Annotated in this window: 27 protein-coding genes and 2 riboswitches; of the genes, 22 read left to right on the forward strand and 5 right to left on the reverse strand. The window is 43.8% G+C overall.

The annotated features are described in order from the left end of the window. Window positions 1-81: 81 nt before the first annotated feature. Window positions 82-217, forward strand: a riboswitch (FMN riboswitch). A gap of 288 nt (window positions 218-505) precedes the next feature. The 5 genes from ribD (at window position 506) to B6A27_RS13675 (ending at window position 4,437) form a co-directional block, all read left to right on the forward strand. Next, a complete protein-coding gene (gene ribD / locus B6A27_RS13655; protein ID WP_080862359.1) occupies window positions 506-1,591 on the forward strand; it encodes a bifunctional diaminohydroxyphosphoribosylaminopyrimidine deaminase/5-amino-6-(5-phosphoribosylamino)uracil reductase RibD in 1,086 nt (361 codons plus the stop codon). 14 nt (window positions 1,592-1,605) lie between these two features. Further along, window positions 1,606-2,256 (forward strand): riboflavin synthase, encoded by a 651-nt coding sequence (gene ribE, locus B6A27_RS13660; protein WP_066145627.1) that lies wholly within the window; start codon window positions 1,606-1,608, stop codon window positions 2,254-2,256. Between the two features lie 19 nt (window positions 2,257-2,275). Further along, the gene (locus B6A27_RS13665; protein ID WP_080862360.1) at window positions 2,276-3,469 is read left to right on the forward strand and encodes a bifunctional 3,4-dihydroxy-2-butanone-4-phosphate synthase/GTP cyclohydrolase II; all 1,194 of its coding nucleotides are present in this window, start codon (window positions 2,276-2,278) and stop codon (window positions 3,467-3,469) included. Window positions 3,470-3,520: 51 nt separating this feature from the next. Continuing rightward, window positions 3,521-3,985, forward strand: a complete 465-nt coding sequence (ribH, locus tag B6A27_RS13670; protein WP_044742180.1) for a 6,7-dimethyl-8-ribityllumazine synthase — start codon at window positions 3,521-3,523, stop codon at window positions 3,983-3,985. A 104-nt stretch (window positions 3,986-4,089) separates the two neighbouring features. After that, window positions 4,090-4,437, forward strand: coding sequence for a GNAT family N-acetyltransferase (locus tag B6A27_RS13675; RefSeq protein ID WP_066145617.1), 348 nt, complete (start codon window positions 4,090-4,092; stop codon window positions 4,435-4,437). An 11-nt stretch (window positions 4,438-4,448) separates the two neighbouring features. Here the strand turns inward: B6A27_RS13675 and B6A27_RS13680 are convergent, their stop codons facing one another. Next, on the reverse strand, window positions 4,449-4,973 hold the full coding sequence (locus tag B6A27_RS13680; protein WP_369824183.1) for a DUF309 domain-containing protein: 525 nt from the start codon (window positions 4,971-4,973) through the stop codon (window positions 4,449-4,451). Window positions 4,974-5,224: 251 nt separating this feature from the next. On the opposite strand from B6A27_RS13680, the gene B6A27_RS13685 reads away from it, so the two are divergent. From B6A27_RS13685 to B6A27_RS13725, 8 genes are all read left to right on the forward strand, one after another. Then, a complete protein-coding gene (locus B6A27_RS13685) occupies window positions 5,225-6,001 on the forward strand; it encodes a segregation/condensation protein A (protein ID WP_080862362.1) in 777 nt (258 codons plus the stop codon). Next, on the forward strand, window positions 5,982-6,563 hold the full coding sequence (scpB, locus tag B6A27_RS13690; protein ID WP_044742184.1) for an SMC-Scp complex subunit ScpB: 582 nt from the start codon (window positions 5,982-5,984) through the stop codon (window positions 6,561-6,563). The genes B6A27_RS13685 and scpB overlap by 20 nt, the downstream gene beginning before the upstream one ends. Window positions 6,564-6,912: 349 nt before the next feature. After that, on the forward strand, window positions 6,913-7,332 hold the full coding sequence (locus tag B6A27_RS13700; RefSeq protein WP_044742185.1) for a hypothetical protein: 420 nt from the start codon (window positions 6,913-6,915) through the stop codon (window positions 7,330-7,332). A 19-nt stretch (window positions 7,333-7,351) separates the two neighbouring features. Then, a complete protein-coding gene (locus B6A27_RS13705) occupies window positions 7,352-7,843 on the forward strand; it encodes a YpuI family protein (protein ID WP_066145605.1) in 492 nt (163 codons plus the stop codon). A gap of 114 nt (window positions 7,844-7,957) precedes the next feature. Further along, window positions 7,958-8,866, forward strand: a complete 909-nt coding sequence (locus B6A27_RS13710) for a superoxide dismutase (RefSeq protein ID WP_080862363.1) — start codon at window positions 7,958-7,960, stop codon at window positions 8,864-8,866. Between the two features lie 321 nt (window positions 8,867-9,187). Continuing rightward, a complete protein-coding gene (locus B6A27_RS13715; RefSeq protein ID WP_044742188.1) occupies window positions 9,188-10,336 on the forward strand; it encodes a D-alanyl-D-alanine carboxypeptidase family protein in 1,149 nt (382 codons plus the stop codon). Continuing rightward, window positions 10,329-10,922, forward strand: coding sequence for a nucleoside recognition domain-containing protein (locus B6A27_RS13720; protein WP_044742189.1), 594 nt, complete (start codon window positions 10,329-10,331; stop codon window positions 10,920-10,922). Before B6A27_RS13715 ends, B6A27_RS13720 begins: the two co-directional genes overlap by 8 nt. Continuing rightward, window positions 10,922-11,455: a spore maturation protein gene (locus tag B6A27_RS13725; protein WP_044742190.1), complete on the forward strand. Its 534-nt coding sequence runs from the start codon at window positions 10,922-10,924 to the stop codon at window positions 11,453-11,455. Before B6A27_RS13720 ends, B6A27_RS13725 begins: the two co-directional genes overlap by 1 nt. Before the next feature lie 22 nt (window positions 11,456-11,477). Here B6A27_RS13725 and B6A27_RS18700 read toward each other — a convergent pair whose 3' ends face one another. Beyond that, window positions 11,478-11,642 (reverse strand): hypothetical protein, encoded by a 165-nt coding sequence (locus B6A27_RS18700; protein ID WP_161491045.1) that lies wholly within the window; start codon window positions 11,640-11,642, stop codon window positions 11,478-11,480. Window positions 11,643-11,768: 126 nt separating this feature from the next. Here B6A27_RS18700 and rluB point away from each other — a divergent pair, with 126 nt between their 5' ends. The 6 genes from rluB to B6A27_RS13755 all read left to right on the forward strand — a co-directional run bounded on the left by rluB (window position 11,769) and on the right by B6A27_RS13755 (window position 19,102). Then, a complete protein-coding gene (gene rluB / locus B6A27_RS13730) occupies window positions 11,769-12,506 on the forward strand; it encodes a 23S rRNA pseudouridine(2605) synthase RluB (RefSeq protein WP_080862364.1) in 738 nt (245 codons plus the stop codon). Window positions 12,507-12,617: 111 nt separating this feature from the next. Next, window positions 12,618-13,139, forward strand: a complete 522-nt coding sequence (gene resA / locus B6A27_RS13735) for a thiol-disulfide oxidoreductase ResA (RefSeq protein ID WP_066145592.1) — start codon at window positions 12,618-12,620, stop codon at window positions 13,137-13,139. Window positions 13,140-13,152: 13 nt separating this feature from the next. Next, window positions 13,153-14,808 (forward strand): cytochrome c biogenesis protein ResB, encoded by a 1,656-nt coding sequence (resB, locus tag B6A27_RS13740; protein WP_066145589.1) that lies wholly within the window; start codon window positions 13,153-13,155, stop codon window positions 14,806-14,808. Continuing rightward, entirely contained in the window at window positions 14,792-15,976 is a 1,185-nt protein-coding gene (gene ccsB, locus B6A27_RS13745; RefSeq protein WP_080862366.1) for a c-type cytochrome biogenesis protein CcsB, read from the forward strand. Before resB ends, ccsB begins: the two co-directional genes overlap by 17 nt. A 616-nt stretch (window positions 15,977-16,592) precedes the next feature. Beyond that, the gene (locus B6A27_RS13750; protein ID WP_044742195.1) at window positions 16,593-17,309 is read left to right on the forward strand and encodes a response regulator transcription factor; all 717 of its coding nucleotides are present in this window, start codon (window positions 16,593-16,595) and stop codon (window positions 17,307-17,309) included. Next, window positions 17,309-19,102, forward strand: a complete 1,794-nt coding sequence (locus tag B6A27_RS13755; protein WP_080862486.1) for an ATP-binding protein — start codon at window positions 17,309-17,311, stop codon at window positions 19,100-19,102. The genes B6A27_RS13750 and B6A27_RS13755 overlap by 1 nt, the downstream gene beginning before the upstream one ends. A 38-nt stretch (window positions 19,103-19,140) precedes the next feature. Here the strand turns inward: B6A27_RS13755 and B6A27_RS13760 are convergent, their stop codons facing one another. Genes B6A27_RS13760 through B6A27_RS13770 form a run of 3 tightly spaced genes read right to left on the reverse strand, consistent with a single transcriptional unit; the run spans window position 19,141 to window position 22,601 of the window. Beyond that, complete coding sequence (locus tag B6A27_RS13760; RefSeq protein WP_080862367.1) at window positions 19,141-20,196, reverse strand: sensor histidine kinase; 1,056 nt, start codon at window positions 20,194-20,196, stop codon at window positions 19,141-19,143. Further along, complete coding sequence (locus B6A27_RS13765; protein ID WP_066145579.1) at window positions 20,193-20,870, reverse strand: response regulator transcription factor; 678 nt, start codon at window positions 20,868-20,870, stop codon at window positions 20,193-20,195. The genes B6A27_RS13760 and B6A27_RS13765 overlap by 4 nt, the downstream gene beginning before the upstream one ends. Window positions 20,871-20,876: 6 nt before the next feature. Then, a complete protein-coding gene (locus B6A27_RS13770; RefSeq protein ID WP_139788137.1) occupies window positions 20,877-22,601 on the reverse strand; it encodes an ABC transporter ATP-binding protein in 1,725 nt (574 codons plus the stop codon). A gap of 393 nt (window positions 22,602-22,994) precedes the next feature. On the opposite strand from B6A27_RS13770, the gene B6A27_RS13780 reads away from it, so the two are divergent. The 3 genes from B6A27_RS13780 (at window position 22,995) to B6A27_RS13790 (ending at window position 26,158) form a co-directional block, all read left to right on the forward strand. Next, window positions 22,995-23,609 carry a PH domain-containing protein gene (locus B6A27_RS13780; protein WP_066145573.1) on the forward strand — a complete coding sequence of 205 codons (615 nt, stop codon included), beginning with the start codon at window positions 22,995-22,997 and terminating at the stop codon, window positions 23,607-23,609. 214 nt (window positions 23,610-23,823) lie between these two features. Next, window positions 23,824-24,037: riboswitch (cobalamin riboswitch) on the forward strand. Window positions 24,038-24,174: 137 nt separating this feature from the next. Then, complete coding sequence (locus tag B6A27_RS13785) at window positions 24,175-25,140, forward strand: ABC transporter substrate-binding protein (protein ID WP_080862487.1); 966 nt, start codon at window positions 24,175-24,177, stop codon at window positions 25,138-25,140. Next, window positions 25,106-26,158, forward strand: a complete 1,053-nt coding sequence (locus B6A27_RS13790; RefSeq protein WP_080862370.1) for a FecCD family ABC transporter permease — start codon at window positions 25,106-25,108, stop codon at window positions 26,156-26,158. Before B6A27_RS13785 ends, B6A27_RS13790 begins: the two co-directional genes overlap by 35 nt. Window position 26,159 lies beyond the last annotated feature (1 nt).

Here is a 26,159-nt window from a genome sequence, read left to right on the forward strand (position 1 = left end):
GTTATTCATAGCGAAGTGAGTGCGTGAGCATAGACAAACGATTGGATTGTGATATAATGATAAAAAATTACATAATCGTTTTGTATCCTTCGGGGCAGGGTGTAATTCCCGACCGGCGGTATTGAAACCGATGCGTTTCTAAGCCCGCGAGCCGAAATAGGCACGATCCGGTGCGATTCCGGAGCCGACAGTATAGTCTGGATGGGAGAAGGATCACATAAAGGCAGCACATTGCCGTAAGCGGAGCAGCACCAAAACCGTTTTTCCTTGCACTGTCAATGTGGATGGTAGATGTAGCGCTCCCCATAGTGGAGGTGTTTACTGAAAAAACGGAACAAACATTCGTGTTTGATGTCCGGTTTTGTTTTAGAACGGTGTTGTTCATGAAATGTGCAGCTTTTTTGGCATGCAAAACAAACATGTCAGTTTGTGGTTCTTACATATTTCTGCCCTGGGAGATGCGATTCCTAGGGCTTTCTTTATGGTGAAAAAGGAGGGATGGAACATGCAGAGCGATGAACGGTATATGCGTTTGGCGCTTGAAATGGCTAAAATAGGAAGCGGACAAACCTCTCCGAATCCAGCGGTAGGGGCAGTCGTGGTGAAAAATGGAGAAATCGTCGGTCTGGGCGCCCACTTAAAAGCTGGAGAGCCGCATGCTGAGGTTCATGCCATTCGCATGGCGGGAGAAAAAGCCGCTGGTGCGACAGTTTATGTTACGCTTGAACCTTGCAGCCATTTTGGAAAAACGCCTCCATGCGCAGATTTGCTAGTGGAAGCAAAAGTAGCGCGCGTTGTCATCGCTACGACGGATCCAAATCCGCTTGTAGCTGGGAAGGGGATGGAAAGGCTAAAACAGGCAGGAATTGAGGTTGTGCTCGGTACGTTGAAAGAAGAGGCCGATGAATTAAACCGTGTCTTTTTTCACTATATCACGACAAAAACTCCATTTGTTACATTAAAATACGCAAGCAGCTTAGATGGAAAAATCGCGACGAAAACAGGTGATAGCAAATGGATTACTTCAGAAGCTGCGAGAGAGGATGTGCACCGCTATCGAGCCGCAAATGATGCGATTTTAGTGGGGGTTAATACGATCATGGCTGATAACCCTCATTTAACGACGAGATTACCTGAAGGCGGGAAAAGTCCGATTCGGATTATTCTCGATACAGACTTGCGCACACCGCTTCATGCAAACGTGATATCTAATGATGAAGCGGAAACATGGATGGTTGTCGGCAGTCAAGTATCCAGCGAACGCATGGCCTTATACCAAAGATCGCATGTGCGAGTCATGCAAATGAACCAGCCGCATATCGACATTTGGGAGATGTTGAGCATGCTAGGGGAGCACAAAATTACTTCTCTCTTTGTGGAAGGAGGGTCACGCATTCACGACAGCTTTGTGCGCAGCCGAGCCTTTCAAGAAATTGTTGCCTATTTTGCGCCGAAGTTGATTGGCGGCCATGAAGCGCCTACTCCGGTTGGCGGCACAGGGATTTTGCGCATGGCAGAAGCGGCTGAATTAGCGATTAAGCGCGTTGAAATGGTTGGACCGGATATCAAGGTTATTGCCATACCAAAATAAAGAGGTGGAACATCATGTTTACCGGAATCATTGAAGAAATGGGTACGATTGAACAAATGAATCACTCAGGAGAAGCGATTACGGTTACGATTCGCGCGGAAAAGGTGCTTGAAGATGTCCGATTGGGCGATAGTATTGCGGTTAATGGGGTATGCTTAACAGTAACATCATTTACCGCTCGTTCCTTTACAGTTGATGTGATGCCAGAAACCATTCGAGCCACCTCATTGCGCATGTTGTCAAAAGGGTCAAAAGTCAATCTAGAGCGGGCGATGGGAGCAGGCGGACGGTTTGGCGGCCATTTTGTATCCGGGCATGTTGATGGAGTGGGCGAGATTATCAACAAGAAACCGGTTGCCAACGCTGTGTATTATGAAATTAAAATTCCAAGAGAACTGCGAAGCTATATGATTTTGAAAGGTTCCGTCGCTGTTGACGGGACGAGCTTAACGATTTTTGGATTGACCGATGATACATTTACGATTTCGCTGATTCCGCATACGCGTGCCGAAACGATATTGGGCGATAAGCAAGTTGGCGATATCGTCAATATTGAGTGCGATCTCATTGGCAAATATGTAAAGCAATTTGTAGAAGGAAACAAAGCAGCGAAGGAACAGGGCGCGATTACCCTTGAATTTTTAGAAGAGCATGGATATAAATGAACGGAAAGGTGGGGACGACATGTTCGATACGATCGAAGAAGCCATTTATGAGCTCATGCAAGGAAATGTCATCATTGTTTGTGATGATGAGGATCGAGAAAATGAGGGGGATTTTGTTGCATTAGCCGAAAAAGCGACACCTGAAGTCATTAACTTTATGATTAAATATGGACGTGGGCTTGTCTGCGTACCAATCACAGAAGGGCTGGCAGATAAGTTGGATTTAGTGCCGATGGTCAACCATAATACAGATGCGCACGGAACGGCTTTTACTGTAAGCATCGACCATAAATCAACGACAACAGGAATTAGCGCATATGAGCGTTCCACAACGATCCGGGAGCTTTTGAATCCACATGCGAAAGCAAGCGACTTTAAGCGACCGGGCCACATTTTTCCGCTTGTGGCGAAAAAGGGAGGCGTTTTGCGGCGCGCCGGACATACGGAAGCAGCAGTTGATTTGGCTCGTCTATGCGGCGCAAAGCCAGCCGGTGTCATTTGTGAAATCATTAAGGAAGACGGGGAAATGGCCCGCGTACCGGATTTGCGAAAAATAGCCGATGAATTTGATTTGAAAATGATTACGATTAAAGATTTAATTCAATACCGCAACAAAAAAGAGAAGTTAGTAAAAAGAGAAGTAGAAATTACCTTGCCGACGGAATTTGGCGAGTTTAAAGCGATCGGCTACACAAACTCAGTTGATGGAAAAGAGCATATCGCGCTTGTCAAAGGGGAAGTGATTCCCGATGAACCAATACTTGTCCGCGTTCATTCCGAATGTTTAACCGGAGATGTATTCGGCTCATATCGTTGCGATTGCGGTCCACAGCTTCATGCAGCTTTGCGGCAAATTGAAGAGGCAGGAAGAGGCGTTTTATTGTATATGCGTCAAGAAGGACGCGGAATCGGCTTATTGAACAAACTTCGCGCCTATAAGCTTCAGGAACAAGGATACGATACGGTTGAAGCGAATGAAAAGCTAGGCTTTCCAGCTGATTTGCGCGATTACGGAATTGGCGCTCAAATTTTAAAAGATTTAGGCGTAACGAAAATGCGATTACTTACGAACAACCCGCGCAAAATCGCCGGATTGAAAGGATATGATTTAGAAGTGGTTGAGCGCGTGCCATTGCAATTGCCAACGAAAAAGGAAAATGAGAAATATTTAAAGACGAAATATGAGAAGCTAGGGCACATGCTTCATTTTTGACGGACTAAGCATCATTTTGATTATGATTGAAAAAAATAGGAGGAGATTTGGATGAAAGTAATGGAAGGAAATTTAGTTGGGACAGGATTAAAGATCGGAATTGTGGTTTCTCGTTTTAATGAATTTATCACAAGCAAATTGCTTTCAGGGGCGCTAGATGGCCTTAAACGGCATGGTGTCGACGAAAATGAGGTTGCCGTTGCTTGGGTGCCAGGAGCCTTTGAAATTCCGCTTGTGGCGAAAAAAATGGCGGAATCTAAGCAGTATGATGCAGTCATTGCGCTTGGAACGGTGATTCGCGGTGCAACAAGCCACTATGATTACGTATGCAATGAGGTAGCTAAAGGAATTTCGCACGCATCCTTAACAACCGGGACACCTGTCATTTTTGGCGTATTAACGACCGATACGATCGAGCAAGCGATTGAGAGAGCGGGAACAAAAGCGGGCAATAAAGGCTGGGAAGCTGCTGTAGGCGCGATTGAAATGGCGAACCTGCTTCGCTCTTTTTCATAGAAAGAGTTCACAAGAGAGCAAATAGCGTTTATAATACGTAATGAGAAAACGGCTTTTGCGCTTTTCTGCCGCAGAAAAGTATCGCCAGTAATGAGGGGTTTTTTATGTTAATTCGTTATCGAAAAAACTATGAAAAAATTGCGATGGGGCTTCTGTCGTTTATGCCGACAGAAAAAGACTTGAAAAAGTTGCAGCAAACAATTAAGCAATATGAGACGAGCGACGACTGGCAGCTGTTTTTATGGAAAAAGGAAGAAGACATTCTTGGGAGTATTGGTATTTTATTATCGGGTGAGCATGTAGCGGAAATTCAGCATATTAGCGTGAACCCTTCGCATCGTCATCAAGGGATCGGAAAGCAAATGGTAAAGGCATTAAAAGAATTATATCCGGATCGCGAGTTAAGGGCGAATGAGTATACAGCTGCATTTTTAGACAAGTGTGAGCTGTAGGAAGAGGCGGCCTAGTGTTTAGGCCGTCTCTTTTTTTGCTTGCTTTGCATGCGGGCAGCGATCACATCAGAGCGGTCGCGCAAAGCATGCTTATGGAGCAAAAATTCATTGCGAAGATCGCTTTCTTTGCCCCAGGCTCCTCCTCTTTTTTGGCAATATTCCAAGCATTTGGCGAGCAGTGCTTCATCAGCGATCGGCAAGTTGATGCTTTGATATGGTTCCCCTTGTTCGACCCGTTGAATGTACCATTGTAGAAGCTGCTCCAGCTGTTCATAATGGATGCCAAGCTGTTCCACCGCTTCTTTTTCTCGATGAAGAAGCAAAGCTGCCTTTTTCATCATGCGTTTTGCTCCTTGGACGTTATTGCGGCGATGATGATAAAGCGCTACAGCTATTTGAATCAGCCCTACCCACACGGGTCTTTTGTGATCCTGCTTCCAATGCTCTTCTAATATTTCATGACATTCAAAATAGTCACGGTCTGTATGAAAGTGAAACAAATAATCGATATATGCATCCGGGTACAAGATAGCCACCTTCTTTTCTATGACGAATCCAAATGGTTTTTTGGTATGATATCTTTCTCCAATAAAAACAGAGAGAGGGATGAGCGAAACGGCAACGGTGGGCTTTATTCGCTCTCGCAGTCGGCGCCGCTTAGATGAATTGAGCCACCAGCTTGCTTTCTTGCTTCTAATCATATTGTATCATAGGATCGGGAAAAATTTGCTTGGACAACATGCAATTATCATCTATACTTAACGGTAGTGTCATTATAAATGGTGGGATGAATGTGCAGTACAATGTAAAAATTGATGCGTTTGAAGGTCCGCTTGACCTGTTGTTGCATTTAATTAACCGATATGAAATTGATATTTATAATATTCCGGTTTCGGAAATCACAGATCAATATATGGAATATATTCATGCTATGCAGGAGCTGCAGCTTGATATTGCAAGTGAATATTTAGTGATGGCAGCGACGCTGCTGGCCATTAAAAGCAAAATGCTGCTTCCTAAACATGAAGAGGAACTACTTGATGAAGAAATCAGCGACTTAGCCGAAGATCCGCGCGAAGAGCTTATGCACCGTCTATTGGAATACAAAAAATATAAAGAAGCGGCTCATGAGCTGAAAAAGAGAGAGGAAGATCGCTCTCTTTTATTTACAAAACCGCCAAGTGATATGAGTGCTTATGCATCAGAGCTGGAAATAGAAAAACGGCCTCTTGATGTTACCGTCTATGACATGCTTGGTGCTCTATCAAAGCTTTTACGCCGGAAAAAGTTGCAGAAGCCGCTCCATACAAAAGTGGCGCGTCAGGAAATTCCCATTGAACGGCGAATGGAGGAAATTTTGGAGGAATTGCAGAAAACAAAGACGCGGAAAAGCTTTTTTGATTTATTTCCGTATTATGACCGTGAGCATATTGTTGTCACCTTTTTAGCGATTTTAGAGCTTATGAAGAAAGATTTAATCATTATTGAACAGGAACGGAATTTTGCTGACATTTTCATTGCGAGCAATGAAAGGATGGAACATCATGGAAATGAACGGCTATAAAGCCATTATCGAGGGATTGTTATTTGCTGCTGGAGATGGGGGACTATCGTTGAAACAAATCGCGATCGTCCTTGAAATTTCAGAGGAACAAGCGATCAGCGTACTTGATGAACTGAAGGCCGACTACAGCAAAGCGGATCGCGGCATCCAATTAATTGAGCTTGCGGGTGTATATCAGCTTGCTACGAAGAAAGAGCATGCTCCATATTTAAAAAAGCTTGTCGAAGCGCCTGGCTCTTCCTCTTTATCACAGGCAGCGCTTGAGACTCTTGCGATTATCGCCTATCGTCAGCCGATTACGCGAGCAGAAATCGAAGAAATTCGCGGCGTTAAAAGCGATAAACCGCTGCAAACGCTGATCGCGAAAGCGCTTGTGAAAGAAATAGGAAGGGCGGAAGGAACAGGACGACCGATTTTATATGGAACAACAAAGGAATTTCTTGATTATTTTGGATTAAAGACGATTGAAGAGCTGCCGCCGCTTCCAGAATTGAATGAAGAGGAAGAAACGGAGAGAGAGGCTGATTTATTCTTCGAAAAATTTGAAGAAACTTTTAAATAATCAAAATAATTATGATAAGATAAACTTATAAAAACAAGATAATAGACGCAGTTAATGAAACATCCAGTCATGTCGATTTTTTTCTTATCAGACCTATTTGTAAATATTTACCTAAAAAAGAGCGCCGGTGAATGAGGCTCGTGACATAGGATCAACGCGTTTGCCAACAGTTTGAATCCAATCTTCTCTATTTGCATGATGTAACATTTGGATAAACAAGAGGATGATGGTGTATTTCGACGGCTGGTGGTCGACGCAAATGGCTTCACGGGCTGCCATGGCTGTCGGTGTCAAAAGTCCTTCCTTCGGTTCTGCAAAGCTGCATTTGTAAATAAAGGAGGCATGGATCATGCGAATTCGCCGCTGCAAAGGGTATGAATTAGAAAAAGCGCAACCGAATACATCGGAGGATTTTTTCAATCGCTCTGAGGTGACATTTGTAGAAGATGGGGTGGAGCGGACGTTGCATGTTTTATATGTGCGCTATTTTGATGAATGGTTTTCATCATTGACTCCATATGAACAAAACCCTATTTTTGCCGTCCATGAGCGTGAGGTTTATTTTAAAGATATTGTGGCGCTTGTATGTTTGCTGCAAAATCCGGACTTTCGTCATCGAAAGCGGGTTTATATCAATGATGAAACGGAGTTTCGTCGCTATTTTGCGCAAATGGAATATGAGAAGCTTCCTGAACTTTTTGCCAGCTTGGAAACAAAAGGGGAGTATGAGCTTGCATCACCGCTTTTGTTTATAAAACAACCATCATAAAATGGGGGTCTTTATTTATATGGGAAATTCCATTGTCATGAGCCAGACCAAGCAGGTCGAGGCGTTTCTGGAACAAACGGTTCAAACCATTTCACACTATCTAAATGAAACAACGCTGACGGGGTTATTAAAGGAGCAGGAGGATGGAAAGCGAACATATAATGAGCTGCTGCTTTCCAATTTGCGCCGTCTCGTTGTTTATTGCGAGGAAGGGCTGGAAGCGTGCCGAGTGGTGTTGAATGATGAGCCATTTCGCAAAGCGGCAGCTGAAAAAATTCTGTATCGCATTTATCATTCATGCATTACTGAGTTTTTTGCGCCGAAAAACGATGTGTGGTATGAAGATAGCCGCTCTGCTTATACCGGACGAAATTCGATTAAATTTCGGGAGGTTCCTCCTCCTTCTTTTCAGGCGCTGATTGCTTCGCTTGAAGGCCCGTTTCAAACGATCCGCGAAGAGCTGGAATTTTACGAAACCGATTATCGAACCAAAATGATTCAATCGAAATAGCGAGAACATCATCCGCTTTCTAAAATAAGGAAAGCGGATGTTTTTTTGTGGGAGAGATGAACCATTTTTTTCATTCGTCATAGGATAATGGCGAATAAAAAAGAGGAGGTTGCCATGGAAAAACAAGCTCAACTTCGGGAATATATCGATCAGATGGCTGAATGGGCGAAGCAATTGGAAGCATGGTGGAGGGGGCATGATGATCCCGATATTCACTACGATTTTAATAGACTATGGAGTCGTTTGGAGGAGCAAGAGGAATGGACAGACGTGGAAGTGTATGAGCTGCAAGGAATGGCTACTCAGCTTTATGAAAAAACCGTGCGGTTGATTCAAGAACAACAGCTGGATTCGGTAGCCGATAGAGAAAACGAGATGAAGGAACAGAGAGAAGCGCGTGTCCCAATCGGTAGGCATCAATTGCCGCCGCTTCCTTATCGCTATGATGCACTTGAACCCCATATTTCCGAAGAAATTATGCGCCTGCATCATACAAAACATCATCAAAGCTATGTCGACGGATTAAATCAAGCGGAAAAAATGATGCAAAAAGCGCGGGAAACTAATCAATATGGTTTGCTGAAGCATTGGGAGCGCGAGGCTGCATTTCATGGATCTGGACATTATTTGCATACGATTTTTTGGAACAATTTGACGCCTAATGGCGGCGGAAATCCACACGGTAGGCTGCTTGAGCAAATAAAAGAGGATTTTGGAAGTGTGGAGCGCTTTAAGCGACATTTTACTGAAGCAGCCAAAAGTGTCGAAGGTGTGGGATGGGCTATTCTTGTTTGGGCGCCGCGTCCTGGACGTTTAGAAATTTTACACACAGAAAAGCACCAATTCATGACGCAATGGGATACGATTCCTTTGCTTGTGCTTGATGTTTGGGAACACGCCTATTATCTGCAATATAAAAATGACCGTTCTGCCTATATTGAAAGCTTTTGGAAGATTGTGAACTGGCGCGATGTCGAGGAGCGATTTGCCCAAGCGAGCCGTCTACGTTGGAAGCCATTTTAACACCATCCATCGAGAAGCCTCCCACCTCTACACGAAGGGAAGATGGGGGAGGTTCATTCTATACGAAGAGAAGGATGTCCCAAAAGAAAGGGACGTCTTTTTTATTATAAAGATGGAACGAATGGTGTCTGTAAAAAGAACGGCGACAAACATCTCATGATTGTCATTCGATTGGGCTGTCGGATCTTCAGACAAAGATTCTAGACCGTTTTCCCACCTTGCCAATGATGTGTGATCTTTGCGGAGACTTGGACATTTCCAAGCATATCCGCTCAGCTGATGCATACACTTGTACAAAACGGCAAAAGGGATGGGGATTACATGGAGCAAAAGAAACGATGGATGATGTTCATCATAGCGCTTGCGGTCATTTTTTCATGTATTCCGATGCGAGCGGAGGCACAAGGAGTTAGTGCGCAAAGTGCGATTTTAATGGAGCAATCCTCTGGGCGCATTTTATTTGAAAAGGATGCTTTTACGAAACGGCGTATCGCTAGCATTACCAAAATTATGACAGCGATTATTGCGATAGAGTCAGGAAAAATGAATGATACTGTTACGGTGAGCTCTCGTGCAGTGCGAACAGAGGGGTCATCCGTTTATTTGAAAGAAGGGGAAAAAATCAAGCTGCGCGATCTTGTCTATGGTTTGATGCTCCGTTCTGGTAATGATGCCGCTGTCGCTATCGCTGAGCATGTGGGCGGAAGTGTGGAGGGGTTTGTTTTTTTAATGAACCAAAAGGCGCTGGAAATAGGAATGAAAAATACGCATTTTGCCAATCCGCACGGTCTTGATGACTCGGAGGATCATTACTCAACCGCTTATGACATGGCATTATTAATGCGCTATGCTATGCAAAATAAAGAGTTTCGCAAGATTTCCGGGACGAAAACATATCGCGCGCCAAACCCTGATGAAAAATGGGACCGTATCTGGCGCAATAAAAATAAACTACTAACGAACCTTTATGAATACTGCACGGGCGGAAAAACAGGATATACGAAGAAGGCGAAGCGAACGCTTGTCACGACTGCTTCTAAAGAAGGATTGAATTTAATTGCCGTGACACTGAATGCCCCTGACGATTGGAATGATCATATTTCTATGTACGAATATGGCTTTGATCATTATGTGGTGGCAAAAATAAACAGCAAAAAAATGGGTCGGAAAGTGGACGATCGCTTTTATCGCTATCATATTCAGGCCACTCGCGATTTGCGATATCCGGTTACTGACAAAGAAATGAAAAAGCTGCGTCTCCATGTTCAACTCATTCGTCCAAAAAAGCAATGGAAAAAGGATCAAGAACTCGTTCCCAAAATTGTCGGTAAGGCCACTCTGTACTTGAATGGAGAGGCAGTAGATGAAGTGCCGCTTTTATATAAGCCTTCTTTGCGTCAAACGTCAAAGGACGCTGCTGAACTAGTTTGGAAGCAAGTTTTCTTTTTAGGTGTGGGCGGCAATGGTTAATCTTATTTGGGCTATGCTGGCACTCGTCGGAATTGTTTTTGCGATGTTTAACGGAACCATGAATGAAGTGAATGAAGCGGTATTCAAAGGAGCGAAAGAAGCGGTTACCATCAGCATCGGAATGATAAGTATCTTAGTGTTTTGGCTTGGCTTGATGAGAATTGCTGAGCATGCAGGTTTGCTTACGAAGCTGGCACATCTATGCAAGCCGCTCGTCCGCCGCTTATTTCCAGAAGTGCCGGCGGATCATCCGGCAATGGGATATATTGTTTCGAATATGATCGCTAATATGTTTGGCCTTGGAAATGCAGCAACGCCGATGGGAATTAAGGCGATGGAGGAATTAAAGAAGCTCAATGGGAATCGCGACACAGCCAGCCGTTCAATGGTGACATTTTTAGCGATGAATACGTCGGGAATTACATTGATTCCAGCCACAGTGATTTCGATCCGCATGACCTATGAATCATCAGCGCCGGGGGAAATTATTGGAACGACTCTTGTTGCCTCAGCGATTTCAACGATAGGTGCGATTTTCATTGATCGCTATTATTATTGGAGACGAACAAGAGGTGGAAAGCGATGATGGAGATTGTTCAAATCATTTCGCTGTGGCTGATTCCGCTCACCATTGGTTTTATTTTATTATATGGCACATGGAAAAAAATACCTACCTATGAGTCATTTGTTGAAGGGGGCAAAGAGGGAATTTCCATTGCTGTTTCGATTATTCCTTATCTAGTCGGTATGCTTGTCTCCATCTCTATTTTTCGTGCATCCGGCGCTTTAGATTATATGATGAGATTTATAAAGCCATTAGCTGAAGCGATTGGTCTTCCTGCAGAAGTGGTGCCATTAGCCATGGTAAGGACGATTTCAGGAACAGCGGCGCTAGGGATGACGACAGATTTAATTGCAACATACGGCCCTGATTCATTTGTAGGAAGACTTGCTTCAACGATTCAAGGCAGCACGGAGACGACATTATATGTTCTGACCGTTTATTTTGGGGCTGTCGGCATCCGTAAAATGGGGGATGCGCTAAAGGTCGGAATTTTAGCTGATATTTTGAGTTTTGTTGTATCCTTTATCATTATATTGCTCGTATTTGGAAGATAAAGCGGCCGGCTCGGCTGCTTTTTTATTTGCTTGAAAAAACAAGGGTATGATAAAAATAGGATGGTGTACCTGCCAGACTGTTGACGAACTCTTTCTTTTTGCCCGTTCGCTTATGAATGGTCTTGGCCCGATTAATCGTTTCATTCGAATGTGTTTTTTGTCTGCCAAGCATTTTCCAGCCAGTCAAATATGAAACATCCCATAAATGAATGAGGCCAAATAGTTGTAGACAAAGTCGTCATAGACGTGGTCTACAATCTCGTACTTGTATCTTTTTGTCGAAAAGAGTAAGATGGTTGAAGAGGTGAAAATGATGGAACGGTTACAAAAAGTGATTGCACATGCTGGAATTGCATCACGCCGAAAAGCTGAGGAGCTTATCTTACATGGAAAAGTAAAAGTAAATGGAAAAGTGGTGACAGAGCTTGGCTTAAAGGTAAGTCCTCAAGATAAAATCGAAGTGGAAGGGATTCCGGTCGAGAGAGAAGAGCCTGTATACTATCTTCTTTATAAGCCGCGCGGTGTGATTTCAAGCGTTCAAGATGATAAAGGCCGAAAGGTTGTTACTGACTTTTTCCAGGATATTGATAAACGAATTTATCCCATTGGGCGCTTAGATTATGATACATCCGGTATCTTATTATTAACAAACGACGGCGATTTCGCGAATCTTCTTATGCATCCACGCTACGAAATCGAGAAGGTATATGTGGCGAAGATTAAAGGAATTCCGGCGAGGGCCCAGTTAAAGCAGCTGGAAAAAGGAATTTTGCTTGAGGACGGGATGACCGCACCGGCAAAAGTGAAAATGCTTTCATTGGATAAGCGGAAGAAAACAGCGGTCATTGAGATTCGCATACATGAAGGACGCAATCGTCAAGTGCGCCGCATGTTTGAAGCAATCGGCTGTCCGGTTATGAAATTGAAACGGGAAAGATATGCCTTTCTCGATTTAAAAGGATTGAATCCTGGCGATTATCGCGAACTATCCCCGCATGAAGTGAAGCAGCTGCGCGCGCTTGCGTTATCTGGGAACGGCATTCACAAATAACCGGAAACTTTTCTCATTTGTCACATAACATTCATAGAATTTTCATTATGAATATAGTGAATATTGCTATAATGATAGGTGGCACATCTTTTATTTGGGAGAGTTAGTGTGATGAAAAAGCAGCGACTTGTTTTACGAACCGTGATTTTAATTGTATTGCTAGGAGCGGTTGGGTATACCATCTATTCAAACTTTTTTATGGAAAAAGCAGAGATCAAGGTTGGCGCAGAGGCTCCTGATTTTGTATTGACAGATTTGCAAGGAAAAACGCACCGTCTGTCTGAATATCGCGGAAAAGGCGTGTTTTTGAATTTTTGGGGCACATGGTGTAAGCCGTGTGAAAAGGAAATGCCTTACATTAGCCGACAGTATGAAAACTTTAAAAAGCAAGGAGTCGAAGTGCTGGCGGTGAATGTAGGGGAGCCGAAATTAAGCGTACAAAAATTCGTAGACCGGTATCAGTTGACATTTCCAGTTGTCATTGACCGTGAGGACCAAGTCATGAACGCTTATGAGATTGACCCGTTGCCAACGACATTTTTAATCGATAAAGATGGCAAAATTACGAAAATTATTACCGGAACCATGACAGAAGAAATGATTAAACAATACATGGAAAGCATTAAACCGTAGGGAGTTTTTGATTATGGAACAAGTAAAATGCGAATGTGGCCACGTCAATCCATATGGTACCGTGTTATGCGAATCTTGCGGAAAGCCGCTGGAGCATACGGCGAAACCGTTGCTGGATATGCGCTATGAAGGGAGCGCTCGGCGTTCCCAAACCTATAACAAAACAATCATTGATAAAATTTGGAATTTCTTTTCGTCTGTCAAGGTCGGAGTATGGCTCATTGTGATAACGCTGATTGCTTCGGCGATTGGTACGATTTTTCCACAAAAAATGTATTTGCCGCCTAATGTGACGCCTGCCGAATATTATGAGGACCAGTATGGCTGGGCGGGAAAGTTATACTATGAGCTAGGGTTTGATAATTTGTATGGTTCATGGTGGTATATTCTGCTGCTTGCATCCATCGGGGTATCGCTTGTGATCTGTAGTTTAGACCGAGTTGTGCCTCTTTATCGCGCGCTAAAAAAGCAAGGGGTGACACGCCATGAATCATTTTTGCGCCGTCAGCGCTTATTTAGCGCAACAAGCATGGAAGATGAATCTTTTTTAGAAACCGTCAAGCAGCGTTTGGCGAAGCGGCGGTATCATGTTCGCGAAGAAAACGGCAATATTTTGGCGGAAAAAGGCCGGTTTTCGCGATGGGGTCCATATGTCAACCATATCGGACTTATCATTTTCTTGATTGGCGCCATGCTTCGCTTTGTACCAGGCATGTATGTGGATAAGGTACTTTGGATTCGCGAAGGAGAAACGAAAGAAATTCCCGGAACAAACGGCCAGTATTTTTTAAAAAATGAAAAATTTGTTTTTGAAACATATGAAAAAGGAAAAGACAATCCGGCTTTTAATGAAGCGATTGATCGTGTCGGAAGCGGAATGGTGGCGAAAACCTATCAAACAACTGCGGTGCTATATAAGCGAGTAGGTCCAACTGTGCCTGGTGAAGAACCGAAGTTAAAAAAAGTGAAAGAATATCGCATTCGTGTCAACGACCCGCTTAAGTACGACCATTACGCATTGTACCAAGTAGATTTTAAGCTGAATGAATTGAACAAAATGTCCTTTGAGCTGATTGACAAACAAACGGAAACCGTATTTGGAAATCTTTCAATCGATTTAAATAATCCGAAGCCATCTTATGATTTAGGAAAAGGCTATCGGGTGGAGTTGCTCAGCTACTTTCCTGATTTTTATTTTGATGATGACGGCAACCCGGCGACAAAATCGCGAGTTCCTAACAATCCGGCCTTTGTTTTTAAAATGTATACGCCGGACAAGCCAAAAGGAGAGGTAAGCTTTGTGGCCATTCGCCAGACAATTGAACCGTTTGGTGATAACAAATATAAAATGGCGTTTGCTGGCGTAGAGACAAGAAATGTATCTGCGCTGACGGTGCGCCGAGATTTTACTTTATGGATTTTGGGAGTCGGCGGAGCCATTTTTATGATTGGCGTTATTCAGGGAATGTATTGGAATCATCGCCGCATTTGGCTTAAACTCGTTAACGGGGAAGTGCTGCTGGCTGCTCATACCAATAAAAACTGGTTTGGTCTGAAAAATGAAGTGAGAGCTATTATTGAAGGAACGGGATTAATGATGCCGATCGATCAGGCAGAGGAAGAGAAGAAAGAAGCGCAAGGGGGAAAAGGGAATGGCGCAACTAAGTAGTACGCTGCTATATATCGCATTCGTTCTGTATTTAATTGGCACATTTTTTTTCGGTGGAACGATTCGCGATAAAAAAGATCGACCACAAACGAACCGTTGGGCAACCGTTGGGATTGTGATTACCATTGTAGGCTTTCTGTCTCAGGTAGGATATTTTATTACGCGATGGATTGCAGCTGGACATGCTCCTGTCAGCAATCTGTTTGAGTTTACTACTTTTTTCGGAATGATGCTTGTCGGCGCATTTATTATCATTTATTTCATTTATAAAACAAGCATTCTTGGCGTCTTTACACTACCGGTTGCTCTTCTTGTGATCGCTTATGCCAGCATGTTTCCGCGGGAAATTACACCGCTGATTCCGGCGCTGCAAAGCGATTGGCTACATATCCATGTCACAACCGCTGCTGCGGGAGAAGCGATATTAGCAATTAGCTTTGCGGCAGGATTGATTTATTTGATTCGTGTAGTCGATCAGTCCAAATCGTCAAAACGGACATTTTGGCTGGAATTTGTGCTATTTTGCTTGATTACGACTCTCGGGTTTGTTGCGGTTTCTAGCGCCTTTGGACTCGCTGATTATGAAGCCAAATTTAAATGGGTTGATAAAAATAAGGAAACGCAAGAAGTGGTGTATCAAATGCCGGCGCTTGTCGGTCCGCATCAATGGACTCTGGAAAAGCAGAGCGCAGACCGTCTAAAGCCGCTTGTAGAAATGCCGGCCATCATTAATGCCAAAAAGCTGAATACCGTCATTTGGTCATTATTTGGCGGTGCCGTGCTTTATTTGCTGCTGCGTCTCCTATTGCGGAAGCGTGTTGCTGCTGCGCTACAGCCGTTTGTCAAAAACGTCAATTTAGATTTAACTGATGAGATTGGTTATCGTGCAGTTGCGATTGGATTTCCTGTGTTTACGCTTGGAGCGCTGATCTTTGCTATGATTTGGGCGCAAATTGCCTGGACACGTTTCTGGGGATGGGATCCGAAGGAAGTATGGGCGCTGATCACATGGCTCTTTTATGCTGCGTTTTTGCACTTGCGCTTATCGAGAGGATGGCATGGGGAAAAGTCTGCATGGCTTGCGGTGATCGGTTTTGCGATTATTATGTTTAACCTCGTTGCGGTCAATTTAGTTATTGCTGGATTGCATTCTTATGCCGGCTCATAAGCATCAGCGAAAAAAGGGGTATCCTCTCAAGGGATCCCCTTTTTCTTGTTTTTGGATAGTGGTTTCAGGACAACATATTATAGAAGAAACTCCCATTTGTTCATGTTGATATCGATTTGGAGTGAACAATCGACATAAAGGAACAATGACAACGCTTCAATGGATAGAAAGAATAGGGGGAAAGGGTTGCGAAGTCTGGAATCAGCTCGCATTGATTTTATATCGACACAACTTACCGCGTCAGCATTTGTTCCTAAGCGTTCAGACGATAGCCGATATCGGTGCTTGATCACATACGTTGGCATGACCGAGGACAATCACCGATTTGTTTTAATTGTAAAAAATAGGAATTCTCATTTTTAAAGCATCAGTCGCATCTGTTCATGAATGGGTCGTTGTTCAGGATTTTTTCGCCTGAACGTCTTTTGGCTGTTCCAAATGGACATGTTCGCATTGGTTTGAATACGGAGTTAAGCCGTTTTTTATGGCCGCGTTCGTTACGAGGATTTTCAACCATTGGCTTTTGCAGATGCCATTCGTTCCATCTTTAAGTTGTATTTATATAGATAAAATGGTGCGGTTTTTGTAAAATAGTGAGCAAGGGAGGATGTTCAATATGGATAAACAAATCAAAATTTTAGTTGTTGATGATGAAGAGAGGATTCGCCGTTTGCTGAAGATGTATTTAGAACGTGAGGAGTATGTGATTGAGGAGTCTGATAATGGGGGGGATGCCCTCAAAAAAGCGTTGGAAAATGATTATGATTTAATTTTGCTTGATTTAATGTTGCCGGGTAAGGACGGCGTAGAAGTATGTCGAGAAATACGTGAAAAAAAGGCAACACCAATTATTATGCTGACCGCTAAAGGAGAAGAAGCGAATCGCGTGCAAGGGTTTGAAGCCGGCACGGATGACTATATTGTAAAGCCGTTTAGTCCGCGCGAAGTCGTGCTACGAGTCAAAGCTTTGCTTCGCCGTGCAGCCAATATGACTTATGTCCAAACGGATACAACAGCGAAGGATGTGCTTGTGTTTCCACACTTAACGATTGATAATGATGCCCATCGCGTGACGGCTGATGGAAAAGAAGTCAGCTTGACGCCAAAGGAATATGAGCTGCTGCTATTTTTAGCTAAATCGCCTGATAAAGTATTTGATCGCGAGCAGTTGTTAAAGGAAGTGTGGCATTATGAGTTTTTTGGCGATTTGCGTACAGTGGATACACACATTAAGCGGCTTCGTGAAAAATTGAATAAGGTTTCCCCAGCCGCTGCTAAGATGATTGTCACCGTCTGGGGAGTGGGGTATAAATTTGAGGTTGTGAATGAATGATGTGGTTTTTGCGGAGCGTCGTCGGGAAGCTATGGGCGACTATTTTGCTTCTCGTTTCATGTGTTTTATTCATTTTAACCATTCTATTATTAAAGTTTTTCGAAACCTATCATGTGCAGGAGGCAGAAAAAGAGCTCACACAGCTGGCCGTCAGAGTATCAGAAGTGATGCAGGAGCATCGGGATGAAGCGCTTGCCCGTTCGATTGCGGCAACGCTAGTGGGAAATACATCCAAAGCGATCATTGTCGCGGATAAAACTCACTATTGGTATTTGCCGGCTAGCTCACAGATTCGTGATTTGCCGATATCGTTTGTGGAAGAAGATCAAGAGCTTCGCGCAGTCATCACAAAGCAAAAGCAAGTGAAAAAGAAAACCTATTTGCCTAGTCTTCAAGCAAAAGAAGATCGTTATAATGAATGGTTGATTGTAGGTGTGCCTGTTGCTTTGAACGATGGAAAACACGGCGCCGTGTTTGTTTACCAATCGCTGAACGCCGTGGAGGATACGACCCAGCAAACGAAAAGGCTCATTTTTCTGGCCGCGTTTATTGCCATTGTCATGACAACCGTATTTGCGTTTTTTTTGTCCACGCGCATTACCGCGCCGCTGCGCAAAATGCGGCAAGCCGCTTTTGAAGTGGCGCGTGGCAAATTTGACACCAAAGTCCCGATTCTAACGCATGATGAAATTGGGGAATTGGCGATGGCGTTTAATCAGATGGGAAGGCGTTTGCAGTTTAATATTAATGCCCTTAATCAAGAAAAAGAGCAGCTGGCTAGTATTTTAAGCAGCATGGCAGATGGAGTCATCACATTCAATCGCGATGGGGAAATTTTAATTACCAATCCGCCCGCTGAGCGTTTTTTGCAGTCTTGGTATTTTGAACAAGGAAATGAAAGTGAAGCCATGGCAGCCTTGCCGCCGCAAGTAAAAGAACAGTTTGCCCGCGTGGTAAAGGAAGAAACAAGACAGGTGGCAGAGGTGACGCTGCAAGGGCGGACATGGGTGATTTTAATGACGCCGCTTTATAATCAAACCGCTGTTCGTGGAGCCGTGGCGATGCTGAGGGATATGACGGAAGAGCGCCGCTTGGACAAGCTGCGCAAGGATTTTATTGCCAATGTATCACATGAATTGCGCACCCCTATTGCCATGCTACAAGGGTATAGCGAAGCCATCATTGATGACATTGCGGCAACAGATGAAGAGAAAAAAGAAATGGCAAAGGTAATCTATGATGAATCGTTGCGAATGGGGCGACTTGTCAATGATTTATTGGATTTGGCGCGAATGGAAGCCGGACATATTACGCTCAATGATGAAGATGTTCAGCTTCGTCCATACATTGAACGGGTGACTCGCAAATTTCAAGGATTAGCGAAAGAAAAGCAAATTGATTTATCTACAGAGTTTCAGAGTGAGGATTTGCATATAAACATGGATCCGGATCGCATCGAACAAGTATTGACCAATTTGATTGACAATGCCCTTCGCCATACAGAGGAGAACGGCATGGTGAAGGTGGTTGTCGAACAAACGGGAGAAGGGGTATCCATTCATGTGCAGGACTCGGGATCAGGCATTCCTGAGGAGGATTTACCATTTGTATTTGAGCGCTTTTACAAGGCGGATAAGGCACGTACTCGCGGACGTTCTGGCACAGGGCTGGGGCTTGCCATCGCTAAAAATATTATCGAGGCGCATAAAGGTACGATCCATGCTCATAGCAAGCTCGGCGAGGGGACAACGTTTACGTTTACGTTGCCGCTGAACGAAACAAAGGGTGTCTAAAAGCGTTTGAAACATTCGCTTTTAGACACCCTTTGCACTTACTTGCCGGACGGCAAAGAAACAAAAATGGTGGTTCCTTTTCCTTTCGTTGATTCGACTTTGATGTCGCCGTGATGCATGGAAACGATTTTTTTGACAATTGCAAGCCCTAAGCCATTTCCGCCTTCAGAGCGATTTCGCGAGCGATCTGCTTTATAAAACCGTTCAAACATATGCATTTTTTCCTCTTCAGACATGCCAATCCCTGTATCGGAGACAGCGACCTGAATCTTTTGTCCGCTTTGAGACACACTGATCGAAATTTTTCCTTTTTGGGGAGTAAACTTAATGCTGTTATGGAGCAAGTTCATCCATACTTGATCGAGTAAATCTTTGTCCGCCACAATTTCGGTTTTATCGAGCACGATATCGATGTCAATGGCTTTTTCTAGCCACTGCGGCTCGCAAGCAAGCACAATGTTTTTTAGCTGCTGATCCAGCCGGTATTTTTTCGGTTCAAATGGATGATGCTCTGATTCAAGCGAGGTCAGCTTTAAAAGGTTATCGCTTAATTTCGACAGCCGTTTGCTCTCAGTTTCGATAATATGAAGATAGCGGGAGCGCTGCTCGGCGCTGAGCTTGTCATTTTTCAACGCATGGATAAAGCCGATAATAGATGTTAGCGGCGATTGAATTTCGTGAGAGACATTGGAAACAAATTCTTGCCGCAGCTGTTCCATTTCGCTTAATTCTTGGGCCATTCGGTTAATGCTTTCTACAAGCTCATTAAACGGAGAGTGCGGCGAAATGGATTCAAGCCTGATGTTGAAATTTCCATTGGCAATTTGCTCAAATGATTTTTTCATGGAATGGAAAAATTCCATTTGTTTTGCCCGCCATCCCCCCATTTTCTCAAGAAATTGAACGGCTACTCCCAGAATGAAAAGGCCGACGATAAAATTAATCAGCTCGCGCACATAATCGGACGGATGGTAATGAAAATGGCGGTACAAGTAATTCGTTAAGAAAAAAGCGATCGTCCAACAAGAAATTAACGAAAAGATCCCGATGAAAAAACGCCATATGAAAAGAAAGATGGAAGGACGCTTGTTCACGGCTGCTGCACCTCTAAGCGGTAGCCTAAGCCGCGGACAGTTATGATTTTAAAGCCGCTCTTTTCTTCAGAAAATCGTTCGCGTAGCCGTTTGATATGGACGTCGACGGTTCGTTCATCCCCTTCATAATCATAGCCCCAAATATCTTCAATTAATTCATCTCTTGATAGTGTCCTTCCAGGATAGCTCGCTAGCTTGAATAAAAGCTCAAATTCTTTTTTCGGAATCGTGAGCATAGAATCGTCCCACGTGATCGTGTAAGTTTTCTCATCAAGCAACAGCCTTCCTGCTTGCACTGTGTGCGAATTCGCGATGCGGTAGCGTTTCAACAAGGCTTTAACCCTTGCTATCAGCTCCATTGGTTCAAAAGGCTTGACTAAGTAGTCATCCGCCCCCAGCTCAAATCCCCTCACTTTTTGTGATGTCTCGCCTTTAGCGGTAAGCATTAAAATGGGGATATCGGCAAAATGCCTAAGTTCTTCGCACAATTCCCAGCCGTCCATTACCGGCATCATAATATCGAGAATGGCCAGATCTATTTTGACGGTTTCTAGCAATCGAAGCGCCTGCCGGCCGTCAGCCGCTTCATAAGTTTCAAACCCCGCACTTTCAAGCAAAACTTTCAAAAGCTCGCGAATATGATCATCATCATCCACAATCAATAACTTTGCCATACGTTTTCATCCTTTAGCCGTATTTTTTTGCATTTCTTCATGAAGATGCAATTGTTGGATGGCGAATTCTCGATAAAGCGCATGGGTGGCAAACAGCTCTTGATGCGTCCCCATTCCCGTAATCTCGCCTTTTTCCATGAAAATGATTTGATCAGCGTTGATGACCGTCGATAATCGATGGGCAATCACGATCGTCGTTCGTCCTTTCATTAAGTTTTGCAGCGCTTTTTGCACCGCCATTTCCGATTGGCTGTCGAGGTTGGACGTGGCTTCGTCCAATAATAAAATGCGCGGGTTGCGCAGCAGCGCGCGGGCGATGGCGATGCGTTGGCGCTGCCCGCCGGAAAGCTTGATGCCTCTCTCGCCGACCTCTGTTTCATATTTTTTTGGCAATTCTTCAATAAACGGAGAAGCATAGGCCATGTCGGCTGCCCATTTTAATTCTTCGTCACTTACTTGATGATCAAGCCCGTAGCAAATATTGTCACGAATCGTTCCAGCGATAAGCGGACTTTCTTGAGATACATAACCAATTTGCTGGCGCCATGAAGATAAAGAAAGGGCATGAATAGGTTTCTCGCCGAGAAAAACGCTGCCGCTTGTCGGTGTATAATACCGCTCTAAGATGGAAAAGAACGTCGTTTTTCCTGAACCGCTCGGGCCGACGATCGCTGTCACTTTTCCCGGTTCAATCGTAAAGTTTACGTTCTTTAAAACCGGTTCACCGTTTTCATATGAAAACGATAAATGGTTGACATGGATCGGTTCATAAATGCGAGCGACTTCTTCTCCAGACAGATAGTCTTCTTCCTGCTCGCACAGCGTGGCCATGATGCGTTGTGTGGCTCCCATCGCTTTTTGCAATTGTGTAAAGAAAGTACTGAATGCAGCAAGCGGCATGACCATCTGGAAAAGATATAAAATGTAAGCAACGAGCCCTCCGGCCGTCATTGCCCCTGTAGAAACCCGATATCCGCCAAAGCCGAGAATGACAACAAGCAGAAGCATAAGCACAATTCCCATCAATGGCATGACCATGGCCTGAACTTTTGCTTCCTTCAATCCATAGCGAAATAAATGCGAAATGCCTTTTTTTCCTTTTTCATATTCAAGCTGTTCCGCATTGGATGATTTCACAAGGCGAATTTCTGACAGCACTTGTGTAATAAAAGCAGTAAATTGCGCCGTTTCATCCTGCAGCCTTTTAGAGTTTTTAAACATTTGTCTTCCTAACGGGATCATAATGCTAACGGCTAGTGGAAGCAGAATAAAGATAATCAACGTCATTTTCCAATCTAAGTACAGCAATAATGCGACAGAGCCGATTATGGAAATAATGCCATTGAAAAAGTTGGCTGTATGCTCTGTAATTAATCCTTTCACAATAGCGGTATCATTTGTAATTCGGCTAACCGTTTCCCCTGTACGATGACGATCATAGTACGGAATGGTCAAATGCAGCAGCTTCTGCCATACTTGTTCTCTTAGTCTGGATACAACCGTTTCTCCTGTATAGTTAATCAAGTAGATGGAGAAGCCGCTAGCGATCGTTTGCGCAATAAAGGCGCCAACAAGCAAAATGATCGTCGTTTTATTTAATGATGAAACGGTGAAGCCGTCGATCATTTTTTTCGTAAATAGTGGAATCGTTAAGCTGACGATGGAAGACGCCACGCTTAAGAATAGCGCAATAATCATGATCATTTTAGGCGGCTTCGTTGCTTGAATCATCCGGATGAACGAGCGCCAGTCTGCTTTTTCTTCTGATGATTGCTTTTCCACGATTTGATCACCACTCTTTTTGCTATGATTTTTATGCTGCCGTGTATGTATTGTACTTGATGTTTATGAACAGAATATGAACTTTGCGACATCATCATAAATATATTATAGCACTCGCATCGCCTCTTGATCCTGTGGCAAGGCACGGAGGTTTCAGCGAAGAATGACGTTTATAAAAAGTTGTATGGGACAGCGTTCTATGATTTGCCTCCATCTGTTAAAAAAGGATTGTGCTTTTGAATCGGCTATAAATCCATTTTTTATTTTTTCTGTTTATCGGATCTGGAAAGCAAATGGATGGTATAATGGGATTGTAAGAAAAGAAAAGGGAGGAGATGCTGGATGTTTGGCAAAGTTGCTGCTGATGTTCTCGGATTAAGTGATATCGGCTCTGTCATTAAACCCGAAAATTATGATAAAGTGGACGCAGACGATTATGTGATGCATGAAGATGGAGAAAAGATTTATTTTTTGATTAAGTCCAAATCAGATGAATATTGCTTTACTAACCGAGCGCTTATTCATTTAGATGGGACGAGCGCGACAAGTAAAAAGCGAACGCTGCGCCGTTATGATTACTATAAGCATCCAATTGCTGGCGTATCGCTTGAGACGGCAGGCACGGTCGATTTAGATGTAGAGATTAAATTTACTATCGGATCGGAGCACTATTCGATTGATGTGCATAAAAAGCATCTGGAAGAAGTGAAAGATTTATATAAAGCACTTTTAAAAATTTCAGAAATTTGCCATGAAAATGAAACGACGCTCGACTTTGCGCGAAAAAGTCTCGATGTTGCCTCCTCCGTGCTAGGGCGTGTCGCCAGCACTCCAAACAGCATTGCTGAACAGTTTAAAGAGCTAAATCAAATCGCGTTCAACTGGCTTGTTGAGACTAAGAAGCAGTATACAGTGAAAGATTTTGGGGATGTATTTGAACGCTATATTAACAATTAATAGCGATCCAAACGACTCGAATGGCGCTAAACTGCTGTTCGAGTCGTTTTTGCGGTAAGCCGGTGGATGTGCTTTCATCACGCCAATGCGTTAAAAAATGAGATCCATATAAATAGAGACGGGAAAAATGGCGAATTCCGTCATTTTTTTGTTGCCAAACAGCCTTTCGTCCTTTAATATTGTAACTGTCAATTGTTCGATTATTTTTTACAATTGCATATCGATGCAGAAGGGTGCCGAAGTGAGCGAATCGCTAATAGGCTTAATAGGGAATCTGGTGCGAATCCAGAACTGTCCCCGCAACTGTAAATGCTGACGAAATGAAATAACCACTGTGCGGTATTGATGGGCAAGCTGTTGACCGCATGGGAAGGTTCAAAGTAGGATGAAGCATAAGTCAGTAGACCTGCCCTGACTGCTCGATGTTTCCAATCTTCGGGGGGTGAGATGGCGAAACGGCAAAAGGTGGCTATTATGCTGCCACAACTCTATGGTTTGTCGTTTCTTGCTCATTCCGTCCGGGATGGGCATTTTTTAATTTATATGTGCAGGAGGAGAAACCATGATGAAGCAACTGAGGTATTATACGTGGCTGCTTGTGTTGATGCTGACGTTCGGCCTTCTTGCCGCGTGCGGTAATCAAGAAACAGACAAATCCACTCATTCATCCAATGCGAAGCAAGAAGCAACAGCTGCTTTCCCGGTAACCGTTAAGGACGGATTAGGGGAAGAGGTCACGATTCAGTCCGAACCGAAAAAAATCGTTTCGTTAATTCCGAGCAATACGGAAATTGCCTATGAACTTGGTTTAGGAGAGAAAATGGTTGGAGTCAGTGATTTTGATAACTATCCGGAAGATGTAAAAAATAAAGAAAAAATTGGCGGCATGGAGTTTAACGTGGAGAAAATTATTTCACTCAAGCCTGATTTAGTGCTTGCCCACGCATCGAGTGCCCATAATTCGCGGGACGGCCTGCAGCAGCTGAAGGATGCGGGAATTACAGTGCTTGTTGTGAACGATGCCAAAACATTTGATGATGTTTACCATTCGATCCAATTAATTGGACAAGCAACAGGGACAACGAAAAAAGCCGATCAAATTGTTAACCAGATGAAATCAAAGCTTGAAGCCATCAAGGAAAAAGCAAAAAACGTGAAAAATCCGGTAAAAGTATGGGTGGAAGTGCAGCCGGCGCCACAAATTTATACAGCAGGAAAGGGAACATTTATCAATGACATGCTGCAAGCGATTTCAGCAGAAAATGTGGCTGGCGATCAAGAAGGATGGCCGATGTTTACGGAAGAAAAAGCGGTAGCGCTCAATCCGGATGTAATTGTTGTCACGTATGGAGACTATGTGAAAGATGCTGTAAAGCAAGTGATGGCACGACCGGCGTGGAAGGACGTTTCGGCGGTTAAAAATCAACGCGTATATGAGGTGAATTCTGATTTAGTCACAAGATCAGGCCCACGCCTTGTTGAAGGGGTAGAGGAACTTGCCAAAGTCATTTATCCGGAAATCTTTAAATAATATAATTGCCTACGTCATCGCTCTTACGGCGGTGGTCGTGTGCATGTTGTTAGGGATATCGATAGGCTCACTATCGATTCCCTTTTCGTCTATTATTGACATTTTTTTAGAGCAATGGTGGGGAATTGCGCCGTCCCCTGACATTCCTGATACGCTTGTGCAAATTGTGATGGCCATCCGCTTGCCGCGCGTTGTTTTGGCTTTTTTAGTCGGCGCTTCCCTTTCGTTGGCGGGAGCGGCGTTTCAAGGATTGCTAAAAAATCCATTGGCTGATCCTTATACGCTTGGAGTATCATCGGGCGCGTCAGTCGGAGCGGTCGTCGTTTTGTTCTTTCATCTGCAATTGCCGTGGTTTGGATCGTTTACATTACCGATCATGAGCATTGCGTTTGGATTGCTGACTCTTTTTCTCGTTTTGTTTTTTACTCGCGCCGTCGATCCGCGCATGTCAGTGGAAACGATCATTTTAACCGGAATTATTTTCAGCGCATTTTTCAGCGCGTTGATCTCGCTTATGATTGCGCTGACAGGAGAGGAACTGCGGCAAATTATTACTTGGCTGATGGGGAGCGTCGCGATGCGAAGCTGGAAATATGTTGTCATGATGCTTCCGTTTTTTATAATAGGATGTTTGCTGTTACTAGTGAATCACCGCGAGTTAAACGCTTTTGCCTTTGGTGAAGAGGCAGCTGCTCACATAGGTGTCCATGTTGCCAAGCGCAAGCTGGTCATTTTAATGGGCGCTTCCTTATTAACAGGAGCGGCTGTTGCTGTGTCAGGGGCGATTGGCTTTGTGGGCTTGGTCGTTCCTCATATGATTCGTCTTGTTGCGGGACCGAATCATCGCTTGCTTTTACCGCTATCACTTTTATATGGGGGCGCTTTTTTAGTGCTAGCCGATTTAGCGGCGCGAACCATGATTTCACCGAGTGAATTGCCGATTGGCATCATTACTTCGTTAATTGGTGCACCTTTGTTTGCGGGGTTATTTTTAAATAGAATGAAAAGGAAGACGTGAA

This window comes from Anoxybacillus sp. UARK-01 (assembly GCF_002075365.1).
Lineage (GTDB): Bacteria > Bacillota > Bacilli > Bacillales > Anoxybacillaceae > Anoxybacteroides > Anoxybacteroides rupiense.

Coding starts and splice junctions, on each gene's coding strand:
- B6A27_RS13715 (WP_044742188.1), top strand. CDS start 9,188: ATGGAGCAAAAGAAACGATGGATGATGTTCATCATAGCGCTTGCGGTC.
- B6A27_RS13770 (WP_139788137.1), bottom strand. CDS start 22,601: ATGATTCAAGCAACGAAGCCGCCTAAAATGATCATGATTATTGCGCTA.
- B6A27_RS13705 (WP_066145605.1), top strand. CDS start 7,352: ATGGGAAATTCCATTGTCATGAGCCAGACCAAGCAGGTCGAGGCGTTT.
- resA (WP_066145592.1), top strand. CDS start 12,618: ATGAAAAAGCAGCGACTTGTTTTACGAACCGTGATTTTAATTGTATTG.
- B6A27_RS13785 (WP_080862487.1), top strand. CDS start 24,175: ATGAAGCAACTGAGGTATTATACGTGGCTGCTTGTGTTGATGCTGACG.
- B6A27_RS13780 (WP_066145573.1), top strand. CDS start 22,995: ATGTTTGGCAAAGTTGCTGCTGATGTTCTCGGATTAAGTGATATCGGC.
- ribD (WP_080862359.1), top strand. CDS start 506: ATGCAGAGCGATGAACGGTATATGCGTTTGGCGCTTGAAATGGCTAAA.
- B6A27_RS13765 (WP_066145579.1), bottom strand. CDS start 20,870: ATGGCAAAGTTATTGATTGTGGATGATGATGATCATATTCGCGAGCTT.
- ccsB (WP_080862366.1), top strand. CDS start 14,792: ATGGCGCAACTAAGTAGTACGCTGCTATATATCGCATTCGTTCTGTAT.
- ribE (WP_066145627.1), top strand. CDS start 1,606: ATGTTTACCGGAATCATTGAAGAAATGGGTACGATTGAACAAATGAAT.
- scpB (WP_044742184.1), top strand. CDS start 5,982: ATGGAAATGAACGGCTATAAAGCCATTATCGAGGGATTGTTATTTGCT.
- B6A27_RS13710 (WP_080862363.1), top strand. CDS start 7,958: ATGGAAAAACAAGCTCAACTTCGGGAATATATCGATCAGATGGCTGAA.
- rluB (WP_080862364.1), top strand. CDS start 11,769: ATGGAACGGTTACAAAAAGTGATTGCACATGCTGGAATTGCATCACGC.
- resB (WP_066145589.1), top strand. CDS start 13,153: ATGGAACAAGTAAAATGCGAATGTGGCCACGTCAATCCATATGGTACC.
- B6A27_RS13755 (WP_080862486.1), top strand. CDS start 17,309: ATGTGGTTTTTGCGGAGCGTCGTCGGGAAGCTATGGGCGACTATTTTG.
- B6A27_RS13665 (WP_080862360.1), top strand. CDS start 2,276: ATGTTCGATACGATCGAAGAAGCCATTTATGAGCTCATGCAAGGAAAT.
- B6A27_RS13750 (WP_044742195.1), top strand. CDS start 16,593: ATGGATAAACAAATCAAAATTTTAGTTGTTGATGATGAAGAGAGGATT.
- ribH (WP_044742180.1), top strand. CDS start 3,521: ATGAAAGTAATGGAAGGAAATTTAGTTGGGACAGGATTAAAGATCGGA.
- B6A27_RS13675 (WP_066145617.1), top strand. CDS start 4,090: ATGTTAATTCGTTATCGAAAAAACTATGAAAAAATTGCGATGGGGCTT.
- B6A27_RS13685 (WP_080862362.1), top strand. CDS start 5,225: ATGAATGTGCAGTACAATGTAAAAATTGATGCGTTTGAAGGTCCGCTT.
- B6A27_RS13720 (WP_044742189.1), top strand. CDS start 10,329: ATGGTTAATCTTATTTGGGCTATGCTGGCACTCGTCGGAATTGTTTTT.
- B6A27_RS13725 (WP_044742190.1), top strand. CDS start 10,922: ATGGAGATTGTTCAAATCATTTCGCTGTGGCTGATTCCGCTCACCATT.
- B6A27_RS13700 (WP_044742185.1), top strand. CDS start 6,913: ATGCGAATTCGCCGCTGCAAAGGGTATGAATTAGAAAAAGCGCAACCG.